Genomic DNA, 16,067 nt, shown 5'->3' with positions numbered 1-16,067 from the left:
TTACTCTGATTGCAGCCCCACCACGGTGCGCGGCATGCCGACGAAACCCGGCAATGCTTCAATGCTGGCGAGCCAGGCGCGCACCTGAGGATAGTCGGCCAGCGACACGTTGCCTTCCGGCGCATGGGCCACGTAGGTGTAGAAGGCAATATCGGCAATGCTCGGCAGGTCGCCGGCCAGAAAGCGGCTCTCCTCGCCCAGTTGCTGCTCCATCACGTTCAGCAGGGCGTGGGCGCGGTTGATGGCAACGGCTGTGTCCACCTCGGCACCAAACACCGTGGCCAGGCGCGCCGTGGCAGGCCCGGCATGCAATTGACCGGCCGCCGCCGAGAGCCAACGCTGCACACGTGCCTGCCCCACCGGGTCAGCGGGCAGCCACTGGCCATTGCCATACGTGTTGGCGAGGTACACCAGGATCGCGTTGGAGTCGGCCAGCACCGTGCCGCCGTCGTCGATCACCGGCACCTGGCCGAAGCGGTTGAGGGTGGCGAGGAATTCGGGTGATTTATGGGCGCCTTGCTTGAGATCCACCAGGATAAATTCCATGGGCAGGCCCAGCAGGGATAGCATCAGCTCGACCCGGTGGGAGTGGCCGGACAGGGGAAAACCATACAGTTTGATCGCAGGCATGACGAACTCCGGGGCGTTCTCGACCGAGTATTCGTGTCGATGGCCGCAATGTTCTTATGTGCCAACCGTCAATGGAATGGCCAGATTTTACAATCCAGCATTTCATAAAATGAAACAGTAACGCACTCCACACTCTACGCCGCTATCTGGCAGCCAGATAAGCGCCCTGCAATTCAAGTGTGCGAATTCTGCGGTAATCCGCCTCGATCACTGCAGGGTCGGGGTGTACCAGATACACCGTGCCGGGTTGGCTGAAAACATCCTGAGTCACGTCTATCTGCTGGCCGTTCTCAACGTAAAACACGGCCTCGAAGAACGATTCAAGTTTGAGCAGCTCCCTCAAAAATACGTCCTTTTCGAAATAGCCTTCCGAGCGGTTGATCAAGCAGACATTGTAAGTAGGCTGCAGACGCTGGTAACCCACCTCACCCGCTGAACGCTGCTCAAATGCCGCAGGTTGCATGAGGGATAGAACCACAGCATCGATCTGACCCAAGCCAGTGGTCAGCTTTGAAACCCCGGGTCGAAGAATGCCGTCAGTGCGAGCAGCGATTTCCACCAGTTTCGGACCGTCTTCGGTGAGCATGACCTCTGCATGGCTGGGGCCGTTTCGAATGCCCAGGCACCGCACCACGGCTCGCGTGTAGTCGACAAGAATTGAATAAACCGGCGAGTCGGGTCCAATCAGTTCATCAATATCGTAGAGAATGCCGCCGGTCGGCGTTCGCTGCTTTCGGTAACGTACGATTTCAGTGACAAGCTGTCGCCCGTTGAGGGAGACCATATTCACCACATACTCCACCCCCGCCAGGTACTCCTGAATCAGGACCTGCGTGTTGGGAATATTCAATTTGTTGGTCGTCCCCAGCAAACGCTCGACAGCAGCCTTGCAGGCGTACATATCTTCACAGATGAACACACCATCGGCGCCTGCGCTTTCAAGCGGCTTGATGACCACAGGGAAGCGTCCGTGCTCATCGATCCAGTGTTGAACAGGCTCCCAGCCGTCAGCAATGAACTGCCGTGCCGCAGGCAGTTGCGCCTGGGCTATACATTGAATCATTTCGTACTTGTTTCGCCGTGCGTTGGTTTTATCGAAGCGATTGCGATAAGGCAGTTGCAATTGCTCGTTCAATTGGTCAGCCAGCAGCACACCCGTTTCTGCACCTGCAAGAATGAACTGCGGTTTGAAACGTTCGAGTTGCGCCAAGGTCATTTCAACGTCGCGATTGACGATCATCCGCTCATAGAGCGCACAGTCAAAACCCTTGTAATAGTAGCTGTCCAGCGTGTCGGATGAGGCCACATGCACCAGTACACAACCTTCATCTTTTAATTGCTTGGCCAGGAATTTCCCGGATGAAAACCCATCGACCATCACCACTCTCATAACGCCTCCCTTTTCAAGGCATGCAGCGATCTACCCAGCAGCAGGAAAACAATCACAATCACTGCTGCGACGCTGGCGACGGAGAATTCAACTCTCGCATCCAAGTACTGGAGCAACAGGACGAATACAGGAAGCGTCAGCAATACCAGTGAGACGTGAATAGGCGTGAGGTAATAGATCGTTTTCTGGATCAGGTAAATGGGCAGCAAATGCCCTAACACCACCAGCACCACGATAGGCACAAGCCACTCACGATCGAGTATAAAACTGCCTCCCGTGGCAGGAATTGCAACGGCACAAACGCCAACCATCGCGATGTTTCTGATACCCAGAATTTCGTATACGGTCCATTGACGAGCGAACATCTCCTTGGAAAAAACCGTGTACATGACCGTGCCCAATGCGCACGCCAACACGCTGGCGATACCAAGCACTCGCTGGCCATCGGTGGTAGTCACTAGGCCGCTGTCTCCCACAAAGGAGTTGAACAACATGACCGCTACCGAGACGAGCACGAGCCATGAAACCACCGCGTCCGCAAGAGCGACCTTGACGCCACGTTTGTTGAACAACGAAATAATCAAGGTCAGCGCCGGACCACAGGCTACCGACGCAACCCCGACTACCGCAGGTTCCAGATAGCGCAATGCGTAGAACAACCCACCCCAATTGAGCAGTACCGCCAGATTGACGATAACGATTAATCGCCATTGAGCGCTTAGTTTCGAAACCAGTGAGCGCCTGTTTCGATAGAGCGCCCAGGCACCAAAAAAACAGGCAGACGTCATGAAACAATAGAAGACAACGTTCAGCGTACTGAGCGACTGAGTGATCAATGCAACGTAGACGTCGAACGCTGCGCTAATCAAGCAAAACACCAAGCCGATGATTACGCCTGTCCGCTGCATTAACATTTAGCCACCCATGCGTTGTCGATTGTCCTCATTCAATCGTTACCCGGTCTTCGCCAACCGCCACTTTAATAACGGTTTTTACGAGTAATCCAGTCGCATCCCTCACATTATCGGCACCCGCATTTCCAATTTTTTCCACAGCACAGACAATGTCTACCACTTCAGCTCCAGCCCCCTTAACAGCATCTACCAGTGCAATCACCGCACCACCGGAACTTAGTGTATCGTCAACAATAATGACCCGATCACCCGCTTCAATACCATTGAGATACAATTGACCTTTAAAATACTCAGAGTCAATAGACACCACTTGTTCGTTGGCATCACCTAGACTATAGGAATACCACCTGGCCATGGCCAGTGGAATGCCTGTCAGCAAAGAGACTGTGGTTGCCAGCGCAGCGCCCTTATCTTCTTCCGTGACAATCTTCGAAACGTCAAGATTGGCCAACTTGATAACCTTATGAGCGACTTCCATTAGAACTGCTGGGCGCAAAGCAGGTATTTGATCAGTGAATTCATTCACCGTCGTCAAAGACTTTCCAGACCTCACAACCCTCGCTTTTTTATAAATCTCTTCCAGCAACATGGCGCACCTCACCGTACTCAGGGTAGAAGCCGTCCCAACGGCTCGCATATTTCCAAGAACTATCAAAAAACAAAGTCACTATGTTCTTATTTTGGAAAAGTTTAACAATTTCATCACACATCAGAAGATTGGCTCCACACGTAGGCCCAATGGGGAGCTTTTCAGATTCGATAAACTGCTTCATCCGAGGCCACGCGTCGGCGCCATCAATTACGCTGATCTCATCAATCAGACCGGGGTCCGTGTTAGCCGATATAACGCCAGCCCCCAAGCCCATTAAATTGTGGGGTTGGTGATTAAATGCCAGGTTGTTTCGCTGTGCAAATAAAGGCGCCGAGCTGCTAACCTCCAGCGCTATGGTTTTGATTCCGACGTACGCTTGCTTGAGCACCTCAGCAATACCCGAGAACGTGCCCCCCGTACCGATTGAACATACGAAAAAGTCAGGCACGACATTTTGCATGCTCAACTGTTTTACCAACTCGTTCCCACATACTATCCAGCCCTCTTTATTTAACAAGCTACTGGACTGATCCAGACAGTAGCAATCTTTGGATGAGGTTTTCAACACATAATCTTTCGCTCGAAGCACTGCCCCCTGCAAGAAAAACTCTTTTGGAGTTTCTACTATTTCCGCACCATAAGAGCGTATTTGTATTTTCCGCTCCTCGGTCATACCCTCTGGCATAAATATCTTTACTTTATATCCTTTTAACCTACCGATCCATGCCAATGCTGCCCCTCCGTTTCCGGTAGAACTGTCAACCAGCGTGATGCCCGGACTAATGGTCCCAGCCTCTTCCAATCGATTGATGATATTTAAATACGTACGATCCTTATGACTTCCCGACGGATTCAAATACTCACACTTAGAGAACACCCTGTTTCCATTTGCGCAAAGCGTAGCCAATTCGACCAACGGCGTATTGCCAATATCCTTCAGCTCCATATCCAAGCCTCTGTATCGTTCGCGGCAGTCTTAGACGCTAGCAAATCACTTGGAAAAATAATAGCTAGCAAAACGGATAGGTAGCAACAGGCAAAACGCAAACTTATTAATTCGGGAAATATACGTAGGAACTTTCCGTCAATGCTCACTGAACTACGTGACAGCTCAATGATTAATACATACAAACAAGACCTTTCTTACAAACCGTTAACTTACAGAAGCTATTTCAGCCAATTCAGGTGAGTTCGCCCAAGCACATAAACGCGCGAATTTCTGCCCGTGCGCTGGCGGATGAGGTGCCTCTGTGAAGGCAATGGCGCGGCAGGCACAGGAAGGCTGCATAAAAAAATTCAAACTATCGCCCCTCCCATCGTTCACACCTTCACGTGCAACGCAATGTAGGAGGCAACATGCAATACCGACAACTGGGCCATTCCGGCCTGCTGGTCTCGGAAATCATCCTGGGCACCGTGCCGTTTGGCGGTCGTGCCGAGTTCGAGAAATGCGGCGCGGTGGACGTGCCTCAGGCCAGGCGCATGTTCGATATCGCGTTCGACGCCGGGGTGAATATGATCGACACCGCCGACCTGTACTCCCATGGCCTGGCCGAGGAAGTGGTCGGCAAAGCCTTGGGCGACAAGCGCAACGACATCCTGCTGGCGACCAAAGGCCGCAGCCCGGTGGACGAGAACCCGAACAATTCCGGCTCGTCGCGCTACCACCTGATTCGCGCCTGTGAAGCCAGTTTGAAGCGCCTGGGCACCGACCATATCGACTTGTACCAACTGCACAACTGGGACGGTCTGACGCCCATCGAAGAAACCCTTGAAGCGCTGCGCCTGTTGGTGGGCTCGGGCAAGATCCGCTACTTCGGCACCAGCAATTTCACCGCCTGGCAAATGATGAAAGCCCTGGGCAAGGCCGAGTTGCACGGCATGCTCAAGCCGATCACGCAGCAGATCTACTACACCCCCGAATCCCGCGAGGCCGAGTATGAGCTGCTGCCTATGGCGCTGGACCAGAATATCGGCACGCTGGTGTGGGGACCGATGGGTGAAGGCCTGCTGACCGGCTCGACCCGGCGCGGGCATAAGCCACCGGCCAATACCCGCCAGGGCAGCGGCTGGCCGGAACCCTACGTGCATGACCAGGAACGGGCGCTGGATATCATCGAAACCCTGGCCGCCGTGGGCGACGAGCACGGTGTGTCGGTGGCGCGCACCTGCCTGGCGTGGCTCAAGGATCGCCCGGGGATCACCTCGCTGATTGTCGGCGCCCGCACCGAAGCGCATCTGCGCGACAACCTTGCGGCGACCGAGCTGAAACTGACCGAGGAGCAATCCTCACGCATCGAGGCCGTGACGCGCCGTCAGCCGCTGTATCCTTACTGGCATCGCTTTACTGCGGGGATCGATCGCTTCGATCCGGCAGAACAGCCGTTCCTTGCCGAGCATCAAAAAACCATGGATGCGCGCAAGGACAAATAGCGCCTGCACGCAACAGATCAACAGGTGGGAGAGGCTTGCGCCCTCTCACCTTTGGTAAGGGAGATCGCGTTGATCGCACAGCTCATGATCGCCGCCCTCGGCGTCGTCGCCATCTGGTTCAGCCAAAGCAAACGCCTCAAAGTGCGCCGTTATGCCTGCCTGTTCGGCATGGCCGGGCAGCCGTTCTGGTTCTGGTCGTCGATCAATGCCGAGCAATGGGGCATTGTGCTGCTCAGCTGTTTCTACACGGTGGCCTGGGCCAAGGGCATCAAGACTCACTGGATTGATCGCAAGACTGATGAACCCGTCTAGCCGCACGCCACCCGACCGCGTGGCCAGCAATTCCCCCCTATTGACGCCTTGGCAATGAAACCGCCCAAGACACGCGTCAGGCCTGCTCAGCCCGGTTGGCGAAGCGCCATCGACTAGGCTTCCTCGTCAGAGGAGCCTTCCATGATGAGCTCGATGATGGCTTCTCTATATTCCTTCACATCTAAAGGCATACCGGTTCTATTCGCCTGATAGCATGAGTTCCGAATGCCGCCTGAGCCAAAACTGCTTTCATCTGCGAGACCACACTATGCGTAACCTGATTGTCGCCGGCGCTTGCCTTTTATCCATCACCCTGACCGGCTGCCAGCACACCCCACCGGCCAACGACCAACTGGACGCCGTACTCTGGACCCAGACCTCCATCGAGCACGAGCTGATCTACCGTCAGCTCTTCGCCAACGCCACCCGCCAACTGGATGTCGCCCTGGCCGATCCCGGCTGGGACGCGCTGCCCTTTCCCGCGCGAGATCTCACAGGCCTGCCGCCGGCGGTAGTGGTCGATATCGACGAAACCCTGCTGGACAATGTGCCGCTCAATGCCCGCGACATTCTAAACAACCAGGTCTATTCCTATGACCGCTGGAACACCTGGGTCGACCAGGCCAAGGCCCAGGCGCTGCCCGGTTCGGTGGCGTTCCTGCAGGCAGCCCGGCAAAAAGGCATCAAGGTCTATTACCTCACCAACCGCGAACACAGCCAGGTTGCGGCCACGGCGCGCAACCTGCGCCTGCGCGGGTTCCCGATTGAGAGCGATGAACACATCCTGGCAGCCAGCACGCCTACCGGCCACTGCGAAAGCGCCGGCTATGGCAAGAACTGTCGTCGCCAGTGGGTGGCCAGCCATGCGCGGGTGCTGTTGATGGCCGGTGATTCCCTGGGCGACTTCGTGCAGGCCGAACACAACACGCTGGCGGCCCAGCGCAAGGCGGTCGAACCCTATATGAACTGGCTGGGGCAGCGCTGGTTCCTGCTGCCCAATCCGAGTTACGGCAACTGGTACAGCGCGCCCTATGGGGATAATGAGAAGTTGGCGTTCGAGCAAAAGCGCAGGCTCAAACAGCAGGCGTTGCAGTTGCAGGAGTAGCAGCGTGCGCTACTCCCGCCTGGCTCAGCGGCGTGCGCTGACGGCTGCGCCGTCGTTGGACACGATCACTTCCACACGGCGGTTCAACTGGCGTGACGGCGCGCTCAGGTTATCGGCCACCGGGTACTGCTTGCCGTAGCCCACCACGGTGATGCGTTCGCTGCCCACGCCGAACCGCTCCAGGCCACGCGCCACGGCCTGGGCGCGAAGTTCGGACAAGCTCTGGTTGAAAGCGTCGCCGCCGGTGCTGTCGGTAAAGCCTTCTACGCGAACCTGGCGTTCAGGGTTCTGCAACAGAAAATTCGCCAGCCCCTGGAGATCGCGCTGGCTGCCCGGCTTCAGCTCGGCCTTGGCGGTATCGAACAGCACATCGCCAAAGGTAATCACCTGGCCGCGCTCCGACGGCTGCGCCTTCATGGCCTGCAAGGCCTTGAGCTGTGCGGTCCTGACGTCAAGCTGGACCTGGGTGCGGTCGACTGCGATGTTGTCGAGCCGCGCATCGATTTTGCGGCCGGCAATGGTCTGCTCCGCTACCGCGATTCGCTGCGACGCCAGGTACGCCAACTGGTCGATCTTCGGATCGGTTCGGTCATGCAGCGACACCTGGTTGGCGCGGTCCAGCGCATTGGAGGCGATACGCGTCTCGACTGCCGCCAAGGTGGTGGACTCAGGCTTTTGCTGCAAGCTGGAAAATTGACTGCGCGCTTGCAGCAGTTGCGCGTTTTCCGGTGGCGTGGCGCAACCGGCCACGGCCAGCGCCAAGGCGGACAGAACGGGAATGAAGTAAGTGGCACGCATGGGGAGAATCCTCAGTGGGTAGTCGCGGGAGCGTTGAGCATTTCCTGCTTGAGCACCTGGATGCCCTCACGTGCCTGCTGCAAGACCTGCTGTTTACGCACCGTGTTGGCCTTCGTCTCGGCGAGGTTGGCGTCGACTTCGATCTGCTCGGCCAGCGCGTCCACTTCCACGTAGTGTTTTTCGCCGATGGCTTGCTCCATACGCGCCAGTTTGTCTTGGGCGGTCTTCATCTCCAGCGGTGCGAATTGCGTGGCTTGCGCCGCCAGGGCGCGGCCCACCGAATCGCGGGCCAGGGAGATTTTTTCCGTCGGTGCCAGCGGCGTGGCGCAGCCTGCCAATGTTGCCGCAACGATCACCGCCCAGGCCGAGCGGCGCAGGCGTTTGCTCACACGGGTGATCCTCATGTTTTGACTCCTAAGCCTATTCGTATGGCTGTGGGGCCTGTTAGACAGGCCCCTTGCCGTCTCGCTTGTGGTCAAGCGATGGCGCCATCCTAGGAGGAAAAACACGGGCGAGAAGAATGAAAACTCCCAGATACCTGTAGGGGATTTCTCAGAGAAAGGGTGACAGTCTGCCCTGCGCTCACACCGCCCTGGCCGCCACCGCCTCTACTTCCACCAAGGCCCCGGGCAATGGCAATGCCACCACCTGCAACGCCGTGCGCGCCGGTTTGTTCGGTTGTTCAAGGGTGCCAAAGAACTGCGTATACCCGCGCTGCAATCCGGCGAAATCCAACTTGCCGTCGGTTTGCGCGGCGCCCACCAGGAACACCCGCAACTGCACGATATCGCCCAGGTCCAGATCCTGCTGCCCAAGGATGTTGCGCAGCTTGTTGAACACCGACACCGTTTGCACTTCGGTGTTGCCGTACACCCCGGGAACGTTCGGGTCGACCAGGTCCGGCAAGGTGCCGCTGACGAATACCAGGCTGGCCGAGGCCGGCACGGTCACGGTTTGCGAGATGGGGAAATCGCCGACGCTGGTGCGTTGGATACTGTCGCTCATGGTGTTGCTCCTTATTGGATGTCTACCCAGGTTTTAAAGGCCGCCGCAGCGTTATGACGCCGCCAGTGCCGCACGGTGACGTTGCCGGCTCACCCGTTCGGCCAACTGCGCGACCACATGCCGCGCCGAGTTGGCTGCCGATTCCTGCCAGATACCCACGCCGCTCTGCACCAGACCGTCGCCGGCGAAGTACACGCGGCCGTGGGCCTGTTCCAGCAACGCGCTGGCCTCGGCGGTAAAGTGCTCGCGTTGCAGCCAAGGGCCTTCGCTGTAGGGGATCTGCTCCCAGGCCACCGCCAACGGGTGGCGCAGCTGCGTGGAATAACCGGGGTGCAGCAGTTCCACGGCGTGTCGGGAGGTGGCGTACTGCGCGGCGAACGACTGCGCGCCGAACGCGCCGGCGCCCTCCCCGGTGACATAACCGGCCACCAGTACCCCGTCGCGGGTGTTGAGGTCGTTGCTTGGGTACCACAGCAGGCGCGCCGGATGTTCAACCCAGGACAGCCCGCCGTAAATGCGGTAATCGGTTTCCCAGAAGCGCGGCGATTGCCACGCCACTTTCGTCGCCTGGTCGCTGCGGGTGCTGAGCAAGGCGGCTTTGACCGGCTCGCTGAAGTCGGTGTCAAGCCTGGCCAGCAATGGCAGGGGCAAGGTGGATACCAGGTAATCGGCACGCACCACCTGTTCACGGCCGCTGTGCTGGTCGTGATAAGTCACCGCGACGCCGTCTTCCAGTTGGCGAATCTGTCGCACCTGAGCGCCCAGTTGCACCTGCTCGCGCACACGTTGATAGAACGCCTCGGTGATGCGGTCCATGCCGCCCACCGGCTGAAACATGGTCGCCGAGAACTCCGGAAATTCGGTGTGCAGCAGCGCGCCCCACAGCTCGGGATGCAGCAGGCGCTCAAGGCCGATCGGCTGCGCGCTGGCGGGCAGTGCGCCGGGATGCACGGGCGATTCACGGTGGCCGGAACGCAAGCTGCCTTCGTAGGCCAGCGCCTGGGAGAGGTCGCCATACACTTGAAGGAATGCCAGCAAGCGCGTGCGTTCCTCGCCGCTCAATACGTCGTCGAGCGCATCACGCTGCACCGCCTTGGCCAGCAAGCCGGACAGATGGCCGCGTGCATCATTGACCGCCTGGCCGACGGTGAACGCCGGTTGTTGCAGGTCCGGCCGCACTTGAGCGCCATGGCTGCTGTTGACCAGCACTTGCAGCGGCACGCCCAGTTCGCTGCAGTAGTCGAGGATGGTGCGGTGCTGGCTTGGAATGCGCGCGGGGCCGGCGTTGAAATACTGGCCCGGATCGAACGCTACCGTTTGCGCGCGGCCATCGGTGTAGTCCACGCGGTCGCCGTTGCGCAGGGTCCAGGTGCGCCCACCCACGCGGTCGCGTGCCTCCAGCACCTGCACGGTGAACCCGGCACGGCTCAGTTCCAGCGCGCTGACCAGCCCGGCGATCCCGGCGCCCAGCACCAGCACGCGGGTGCCCTGGCCCAGGCCGTCCTTGAGTTGCAGCGGTTGCGGCCGCCGGTGTGAAGACGGCCCCAGGCCCAATGCGGCCAATGCGTCTTTGGCCGCCTGCTCACCGCCGACGGCGGCAATACTGGACAGCGCTTCACGTCGTGTCAGTCCCATGTTCGTTACTCCTAATCCGGCAGGCCCGGTGGGTTGATCAGCGATTTATCGACGCGCTCCACATCCAGCCCCCAACGCTGCAAGACCTGGGCGTATTGGCCGCCGGCAATCGCACCTTCCAGGGCGGTATGGATCGGCTTGACCAGGCCGTTGTCCTTGCGCGTGGTCACGGCGATATCGGCCTGCAACGGCCAGCCGCCGTTGACGGTGCCGACGCGCTTGATGCCGCCGGTGATCGCCGCCGAATAGGCGTACACCGAGTTGGGCCCGAACAACGCATCGCTGCGCCCCGACTGCACCGCCAGTTGCGCGGCGGCCTGGTCGTCGAAGTACTGCAACAGCGCAGGCGTGAGGCCCGCTTTTTCATTGGCCTCGTTCCACGCCAGCAGGACTTTTTCCTGATTGGTCCCGGAGCCGACGATGATCTTGAGCCCGGCAATGTCGGCGGCCTGTTTGATCTCGCTGACGGGGCTGGTGCTCTTGACGTAAAACCCGAGCACGTCCTGGCGATAAGTGGCGAAGTCAAAACGCTTCTTGCGCGCTTCGGTCACGGTGACGTTGCTGACCACCGCGTCGTACTTGCCCGAACTGACGCCCAGGGGCCAGTCCTCCCAACTGGTCTGCACCACATTGAGTTGCAGGCCGAGACTGTCGGCGACCAACTGCGCGGTGTCGGCTTCACTGCCGATGGTGGTCTTGTCATCGCTGGCCAGCAGCGCCAGAGGCGGCCCGGCCACGCCGGACACGGCCACCGTGAACTTGCCCGGTTGGGCGAACTTGAAGCCCGGCGGGATCTGCGCAATGGCCGCTTCGTTACGGGGCGCATGAATGCGCGGGCGGTCGGGGCTGAGGTCGACCTGCTGCACGGCGAACGCCTGTTGCGCGGTGGCGACGGCGAGCGCCAGCACGGCCACACGCAGGGGGTGGTTAAACATGGGCAGTCACTCCTTGAACTAAAGCACTTTGCCGAGAAAGGCCTGGGTGCGGGGATGTCGGGGTTGGCGGAAGATTTGTTCGGGCGGGCCTTCTTCGATCAATTGGCCGTCGCAGAGAAACACCACGTGGTCGGCCACTTCGCGGGCAAAGCCGATTTCATGGGTGACGATGACCAGGGTCACGCCCAATCGGGTCAGGCCCTTGATCACGTCGAGCACTTCGCCCACCAGTTCCGGGTCGAGGGCCGAGGTGGGTTCGTCGAACAGCAATACCTTGGGGTCCAGCGCCAGGGCACGGGCGATGGCGACGCGCTGTTGCTGGCCGCCGGAAAGCTGACGCGGGTAGGCATCGAGCTTGTCCGCCAGACCGACCTTGGTCAGCAACTCGGCGGCGTTGTAACGCGCCTGGGCCTTGCTCCAGCGTTTGTGCGCCAGTGGCGCTTCGGCAATGTTTTCCCAGGCGGTGAGGTGCGGGAACAGGTTGAAGTTCTGGAACACGAAGCCCACGTCGATGCGCCGTTTGAGAATCTCGCGCTCCTTGAGCTCAAACAGCAGATCGCCCTTGCGCCGATAGCCGACGTACTCACCGTCAATGGTGATATGCCCGCTGTCGATCTTCTCCAGGTGGTTGATGGTGCGCAGCAAGGTGGACTTGCCCGAGCCGGACGGCCCGAGGATCACCGTGACCTTGCCCGGGTCGATCGTCAGGTCGATGTTGTCAAGCACCTGCTGGTTGCCAAAGCGCTTGCCGACGCCCTGGATCTGGATACGTCCTGCGCGTGCTTCAGCCATGGGATTTCTCCTTGAGCCAGTGGCGCAGCCGTTGCAGCGGTGTCGGCGGCAGCACGCGCGCAGTGCCACGGGCGAAATGGCGCTCGACGTAATACTGGGCGCTGGTCAGTACGGTGGTGATGATCAGGTACCACACGGTCGCCACGATCAGCAGCGGGATCACCGCCTGGGTGCGGTTGTAGATGACCTGCACGGTGTAGAACAGCTCCGGCAGCGCCAGCACGTAGACGATGGAAGTGCCCTTGACCAGGCCGATGATTTCGTTGAACCCCGACGGCAGAATCGAGCGCAGTGCCTGCGGCAGGATGATGCGAAAGATGCGTCGCGAAGCCGGCAGCCCCAAGGCCGCCGCCGCTTCATGCTGGCCGGCTTCCACACCGATCAGGCCGCCACGGATGATCTCCGCCGCGTACGCCGCCTGCATCAGGCTCAAGCCCAATACAGCCACGGTAAATTGGCTGAGCACGTCCACCGTCGACCACTCGGCGAACACCACCTCAGTGAAGGGCACACCGACCACGATGTGGTCGTAGAGGTAGGCAAAGTTGTAGAGGATGATCAGCACCAGCAGCGCCGGCATCGAGCGGAAAAACCAGATATAGCCCCAGGCAAGCGCTGCCAGCAACGGCGAGCCGGACAACCGCGCCAGGGCCAGCGCGGTACCGAGGATGATGCTGAACAGCGTGCTCAGCAGCGTCAGCAACAACGTCTGCCCCAAGCCACGCAGCACCGAGGGCGAGAAAAACCACTGGCCGAACACGCCCCACTCCCAGCGCGGGTTGGTGGCCAGGGAATGCACAATGGCGAGCAGCACCAGCGCGGCAAAGATCGACCCGGCCCAGCGCCAGGGATGCCGGGCGGGCACTACCTGCAAGGCCTTGATCGGCGTAGCGACACGGCGCTGGTGACGCGGGTAAGGGTTGACTTCATCGATCAGGTCGAAGGGTTTGGCGACAGTGGGCATGGTCTATTCCTCGCAGGCCTTAGAAGGCATAAGTCAGCCGGGTGTAGTAGTACCCGCCAGTAAAACCGTAGGGCGAATAGGTGCCGTAGCTGGCAAGCATGGTGCTGCTCGGCACGCCTTGTTTCTTGGGGTAGAGGTCGAAGAGGTTCTTGGCGCCGATGGCCACGTTGAGGTCTTTGGTGAGGGCGTAGCCGAGGTCGAGGTCGGTGATCCATCTGGCGCTGTAGACCCGGTCCAGCTCGCGATTGGCCGAAGCATTGACTTCCTTGTAGGCGCCGTAGCGCGTCAGGGCCAGGTTCAGGTTGAAACGCTCGAAGCTCCAGTCGCCGCCGAGGATCAGCTTGGTCGTGGGTTGCACGCCGGTGATCAAGTTGCGCGCCTCCCGGTCCATCCGCTCATAGGAAGTGCCGAGGATGTTGGTCGACTCCTTGTAATTGCGGATTCTGGTCTGGTTCCAATTGAACGCGGCAGTCCACTTCACGGCACCGAACGCGCCCAGGTCCTGGTGGTAGCTGCTGACCAGGTCCAGGCCCTTGGTGCGGGTATCGGCGCCGTTGATGAAGTACTGGCCGCCGGAGGTGGAGTTGACGCCGTTGTTCTGCAACACCTGGCTGACTTCGGGCCCGAGCAGGGTGCCGGTGAGGGTGATGCGGTCGCGCAGGTTGATCACATAGGCGTCGGCGGTGAAGCTCAGGCGGTCGGTGGGGGTGAGGGTCAAGCCCAGGCTGAAGTGGGTCGAGCGTTCGGGCTTGAGGTCCTCGGCGCCCAACGCCCTGGCCGCCGCCGAACCGACCGGCAACACGCCGTAGTTGATCGACTGGTACACCCCATCCACCACGCCATAGGTGGTCGAGCGCGCGCTGAACAGGCTGTTGGCCAGGGACGGCGCACGAAAGCCGTTGCTCACGGTGGCACGTACCGCCACTTGCGGCGTGAAGTCATAGCGGGTGGTCAGCTTGCCGCTGCGGGTGGCGCCCACCCCTTGATTGTAATGCTCATAACGCACGGCGCTGCCGACGTACCAGTCCGGCAGCGGGTTGAAGCCCGCATCGACATACCCGGCGACGCTGTTGCGCGAGGCGCTGCTTGCTTCGTCGGGGGAAATGCCGTTGGTGACCTGGGCCCCGGACGCGGCGCAATTGCCCGGCGCCACGCAGTAACCGCCGTCGGCATAGGACGCGTAGTCTCCGGCCTGCACCTCATAGGTGTCGCGCCGGTGCTCGAAGCCATAGGACAGGTCCAGCGGCTTTTGCAGGCCGATGTCGAAGCCGCGCTTGACGTCCAGGTTGGTGGTCAGCTCGGTGGAAATCCACGTGCCGGAGGTGAAGCTGTTCGGCGTGGCCTCGCCCAGGGACGGGTTCTGGTTGTGGGTGGTGCCCTGCTCCGCTTCGTTGCGCCCGTAGGTGGTGGACAGGTCCCAGTCCCACTCGCCCACGGTGCCCTTGCCGCCAAAGGCCGCCTGGAAATCGTCTTCGTCGATGTACCAGGTGGGCGTGTAGCCGGAAGGATAGCCATTGGGCCCGGTGGTGATGGTGTTGGTGATGGTCGGCAGGCGGAAGTTCTGGCCCTGCTCGGCCTTGCGCCGCGAGTAGGTGGTGAAGGAGTACAGGCTGAGGCTGTCGTCGATCGGCAGTTCGGCGTTGTAGCCCAGGGTCAGCAGGTTGGTCTTGGGCGTGCCGTAGCCACCGTAGGTGGACTTGCCGGCCAGGCCGTAGGCTTGTTCATAGGTGTAGCCGTTGGCGCTGGCCTTGTTGTCGTCATTCTGGCTGCGCGCATCCAGGGCCAGTTGCACGATACCGCCGTCGCCGATTTCGAAGCCTTTGTTGAGGCTTTGCTGCACGGTCTGCTTCTTGCCGTCATAGCCCAAGCCTGCGTTGGTCACCGAGGTGCCGCGGGTGTCGGCCTTGAGGATCACGTTGATCACACCGGCGATGGCGTCGGAACCGTATTGGGCGGCGGCGCCATCGCGCAGCACTTCCACATGGTCGATGGCACTGATGGGGATCAGGTCCAGGTCCGCCGGCGCGGCGCCGGTGTTGATGCCGTTGATGTTCAGGGTGGCGCTGGTATGGCGGCGCTTGCCATTGACCAGTACCAGCACTTCGGCGGCGCTCAAGCCACGCAGGTTAGGGGCGCGGGCAATGCCGCTGGCGTCCCAACCGGTTTTTTCCGGCAGGGTCAGCGACGGGATCACCGCGCTCAGGGCCTCCATCAAACCGGGCTTGCCGGTGCTTTGCAGTTGCTTGGCGCTGACCACATCGATGGGCACCGGGCTGCGGGTGACGGTGCGCTGCTCGGCGCCTCGGTTGCCGGTGACCACCACGGTGGACAGGGTGCTGTCATCCTGGGCCTGGACCGCGGCGGCCAACAGGGACAAGGTAAAGGCGGCGGTGGGGGGTAGAACATGCTTCATCGCTATTCCCGGCTTTTTTCAAATCGCAGAGTCGGGCAGGCACGCGCCTGGCGCGGCATGGCCGATGTTCAAGGTGCAGGTGCGGTTTGAACTAGGTGTGGGGCGAGCGAGGGGGTTGAAGGGGCAACATACGTCGAACTCCGTTCCAA

The 16,067-nt window shown here is 60.1% G+C and carries 16 protein-coding genes; 3 read left to right on the top strand and 13 right to left on the bottom strand.

Annotated features, from left to right (window positions below):
* From BFQ04_RS24350 to BFQ04_RS24330, 5 genes are all read right to left on the bottom strand, one after another.
* Complete coding sequence (locus BFQ04_RS24350; protein ID WP_065952978.1) at nucleotides 1-630, bottom strand: glutathione S-transferase family protein; 630 nt, start codon at nucleotides 628-630, stop codon at nucleotides 1-3.
* A 142-nt stretch (nucleotides 631-772) separates the two neighbouring features.
* Nucleotides 773-2,020 carry an ATP-grasp domain-containing protein gene (locus tag BFQ04_RS24345; protein ID WP_065952977.1) on the bottom strand — a complete coding sequence of 416 codons (1,248 nt, stop codon included), beginning with the start codon at nucleotides 2,018-2,020 and terminating at the stop codon, nucleotides 773-775.
* Nucleotides 2,017-2,934, bottom strand: a complete 918-nt coding sequence (locus BFQ04_RS24340) for an EamA family transporter (RefSeq protein WP_256544617.1) — start codon at nucleotides 2,932-2,934, stop codon at nucleotides 2,017-2,019. Before BFQ04_RS24340 ends, BFQ04_RS24345 begins: the two co-directional genes overlap by 4 nt.
* Before the next feature lie 28 nt (nucleotides 2,935-2,962).
* The gene (locus BFQ04_RS24335) at nucleotides 2,963-3,523 is read right to left on the bottom strand and encodes a phosphoribosyltransferase family protein (RefSeq protein WP_065952976.1); all 561 of its coding nucleotides are present in this window, start codon (nucleotides 3,521-3,523) and stop codon (nucleotides 2,963-2,965) included.
* Nucleotides 3,501-4,472 (bottom strand): cysteine synthase family protein, encoded by a 972-nt coding sequence (locus BFQ04_RS24330; RefSeq protein WP_065952975.1) that lies wholly within the window; start codon nucleotides 4,470-4,472, stop codon nucleotides 3,501-3,503. Before BFQ04_RS24330 ends, BFQ04_RS24335 begins: the two co-directional genes overlap by 23 nt.
* A gap of 410 nt (nucleotides 4,473-4,882) precedes the next feature.
* Between BFQ04_RS24330 and BFQ04_RS24325 the strand changes: the two genes are divergently transcribed.
* The 3 genes from BFQ04_RS24325 (at nucleotide 4,883) to BFQ04_RS24315 (ending at nucleotide 7,376) form a co-directional block, all read left to right on the top strand.
* Nucleotides 4,883-5,959: an aldo/keto reductase gene (locus BFQ04_RS24325; RefSeq protein WP_065887222.1), complete on the top strand. Its 1,077-nt coding sequence runs from the start codon at nucleotides 4,883-4,885 to the stop codon at nucleotides 5,957-5,959.
* A gap of 69 nt (nucleotides 5,960-6,028) precedes the next feature.
* Nucleotides 6,029-6,271 (top strand): hypothetical protein, encoded by a 243-nt coding sequence (locus BFQ04_RS24320; protein ID WP_083218063.1) that lies wholly within the window; start codon nucleotides 6,029-6,031, stop codon nucleotides 6,269-6,271.
* A gap of 268 nt (nucleotides 6,272-6,539) precedes the next feature.
* Nucleotides 6,540-7,376, top strand: a complete 837-nt coding sequence (locus BFQ04_RS24315) for a 5'-nucleotidase, lipoprotein e(P4) family (RefSeq protein ID WP_065952974.1) — start codon at nucleotides 6,540-6,542, stop codon at nucleotides 7,374-7,376.
* A gap of 24 nt (nucleotides 7,377-7,400) precedes the next feature.
* On the opposite strand, the gene BFQ04_RS24310 is transcribed toward BFQ04_RS24315, so the two are convergent.
* The 8 genes from BFQ04_RS24310 to BFQ04_RS24275 form a co-directional block, all read right to left on the bottom strand.
* Nucleotides 7,401-8,174 (bottom strand): OmpA family protein, encoded by a 774-nt coding sequence (locus BFQ04_RS24310; protein WP_065952973.1) that lies wholly within the window; start codon nucleotides 8,172-8,174, stop codon nucleotides 7,401-7,403.
* Nucleotides 8,175-8,185: 11 nt separating this feature from the next.
* Complete coding sequence (locus BFQ04_RS24305) at nucleotides 8,186-8,578, bottom strand: DUF4398 domain-containing protein (RefSeq protein WP_065952972.1); 393 nt, start codon at nucleotides 8,576-8,578, stop codon at nucleotides 8,186-8,188.
* 178 nt (nucleotides 8,579-8,756) lie between these two features.
* Nucleotides 8,757-9,179 (bottom strand): RidA family protein, encoded by a 423-nt coding sequence (locus BFQ04_RS24300; protein WP_065952971.1) that lies wholly within the window; start codon nucleotides 9,177-9,179, stop codon nucleotides 8,757-8,759.
* A 51-nt stretch (nucleotides 9,180-9,230) separates the two neighbouring features.
* On the bottom strand, nucleotides 9,231-10,814 hold the full coding sequence (locus tag BFQ04_RS24295) for a flavin monoamine oxidase family protein (protein ID WP_065952970.1): 1,584 nt from the start codon (nucleotides 10,812-10,814) through the stop codon (nucleotides 9,231-9,233).
* 11 nt (nucleotides 10,815-10,825) lie between these two features.
* The gene (locus tag BFQ04_RS24290; protein ID WP_065952969.1) at nucleotides 10,826-11,749 is read right to left on the bottom strand and encodes an ABC transporter substrate-binding protein; all 924 of its coding nucleotides are present in this window, start codon (nucleotides 11,747-11,749) and stop codon (nucleotides 10,826-10,828) included.
* An 18-nt stretch (nucleotides 11,750-11,767) separates the two neighbouring features.
* Complete coding sequence (locus BFQ04_RS24285) at nucleotides 11,768-12,541, bottom strand: amino acid ABC transporter ATP-binding protein (protein WP_065952968.1); 774 nt, start codon at nucleotides 12,539-12,541, stop codon at nucleotides 11,768-11,770.
* Nucleotides 12,534-13,505 (bottom strand): amino acid ABC transporter permease, encoded by a 972-nt coding sequence (locus BFQ04_RS24280; protein WP_065952967.1) that lies wholly within the window; start codon nucleotides 13,503-13,505, stop codon nucleotides 12,534-12,536. The genes BFQ04_RS24285 and BFQ04_RS24280 overlap by 8 nt, the downstream gene beginning before the upstream one ends.
* A 19-nt stretch (nucleotides 13,506-13,524) precedes the next feature.
* The gene (locus BFQ04_RS24275; RefSeq protein WP_065952966.1) at nucleotides 13,525-15,918 is read right to left on the bottom strand and encodes a TonB-dependent receptor plug domain-containing protein; all 2,394 of its coding nucleotides are present in this window, start codon (nucleotides 15,916-15,918) and stop codon (nucleotides 13,525-13,527) included.
* Between the last annotated feature and the right edge of the window lie 149 nt (nucleotides 15,919-16,067).

Source organism: Pseudomonas sp. 37 R 15 (assembly GCF_900004865.1).
Lineage (GTDB): Bacteria > Pseudomonadota > Gammaproteobacteria > Pseudomonadales > Pseudomonadaceae > Aquipseudomonas > Aquipseudomonas fluorescens_AM.
Note: the sequence above shows the minus strand (reverse complement) of the source record. Positions and strands in the feature narration are given on the sequence as shown.

What these genes read in the sequence shown, in the direction of transcription:
- BFQ04_RS24350 (WP_065952978.1), bottom strand. Translation starts at nt 630, where the DNA reads ATGCCTGCGATCAAACTGTATGGTTTTCCCCTGTCCGGCCACTCCCAC.
- BFQ04_RS24345 (WP_065952977.1), bottom strand. Translation starts at nt 2,020, where the DNA reads ATGAGAGTGGTGATGGTCGATGGGTTTTCATCCGGGAAATTCCTGGCC.
- BFQ04_RS24340 (WP_256544617.1), bottom strand. Translation starts at nt 2,934, where the DNA reads ATGTTAATGCAGCGGACAGGCGTAATCATCGGCTTGGTGTTTTGCTTG.
- BFQ04_RS24335 (WP_065952976.1), bottom strand. Translation starts at nt 3,523, where the DNA reads ATGTTGCTGGAAGAGATTTATAAAAAAGCGAGGGTTGTGAGGTCTGGA.
- BFQ04_RS24330 (WP_065952975.1), bottom strand. Translation starts at nt 4,472, where the DNA reads ATGGAGCTGAAGGATATTGGCAATACGCCGTTGGTCGAATTGGCTACG.
- BFQ04_RS24325 (WP_065887222.1), top strand. Translation starts at nt 4,883, where the DNA reads ATGCAATACCGACAACTGGGCCATTCCGGCCTGCTGGTCTCGGAAATC.
- BFQ04_RS24315 (WP_065952974.1), top strand. Translation starts at nt 6,540, where the DNA reads ATGCGTAACCTGATTGTCGCCGGCGCTTGCCTTTTATCCATCACCCTG.
- BFQ04_RS24310 (WP_065952973.1), bottom strand. Translation starts at nt 8,174, where the DNA reads ATGCGTGCCACTTACTTCATTCCCGTTCTGTCCGCCTTGGCGCTGGCC.
- BFQ04_RS24305 (WP_065952972.1), bottom strand. Translation starts at nt 8,578, where the DNA reads ATGAGGATCACCCGTGTGAGCAAACGCCTGCGCCGCTCGGCCTGGGCG.
- BFQ04_RS24300 (WP_065952971.1), bottom strand. Translation starts at nt 9,179, where the DNA reads ATGAGCGACAGTATCCAACGCACCAGCGTCGGCGATTTCCCCATCTCG.
- BFQ04_RS24295 (WP_065952970.1), bottom strand. Translation starts at nt 10,814, where the DNA reads ATGGGACTGACACGACGTGAAGCGCTGTCCAGTATTGCCGCCGTCGGC.
- BFQ04_RS24290 (WP_065952969.1), bottom strand. Translation starts at nt 11,749, where the DNA reads ATGTTTAACCACCCCCTGCGTGTGGCCGTGCTGGCGCTCGCCGTCGCC.
- BFQ04_RS24285 (WP_065952968.1), bottom strand. Translation starts at nt 12,541, where the DNA reads ATGGCTGAAGCACGCGCAGGACGTATCCAGATCCAGGGCGTCGGCAAG.
- BFQ04_RS24280 (WP_065952967.1), bottom strand. Translation starts at nt 13,505, where the DNA reads ATGCCCACTGTCGCCAAACCCTTCGACCTGATCGATGAAGTCAACCCT.
- BFQ04_RS24275 (WP_065952966.1), bottom strand. Translation starts at nt 15,918, where the DNA reads ATGAAGCATGTTCTACCCCCCACCGCCGCCTTTACCTTGTCCCTGTTG.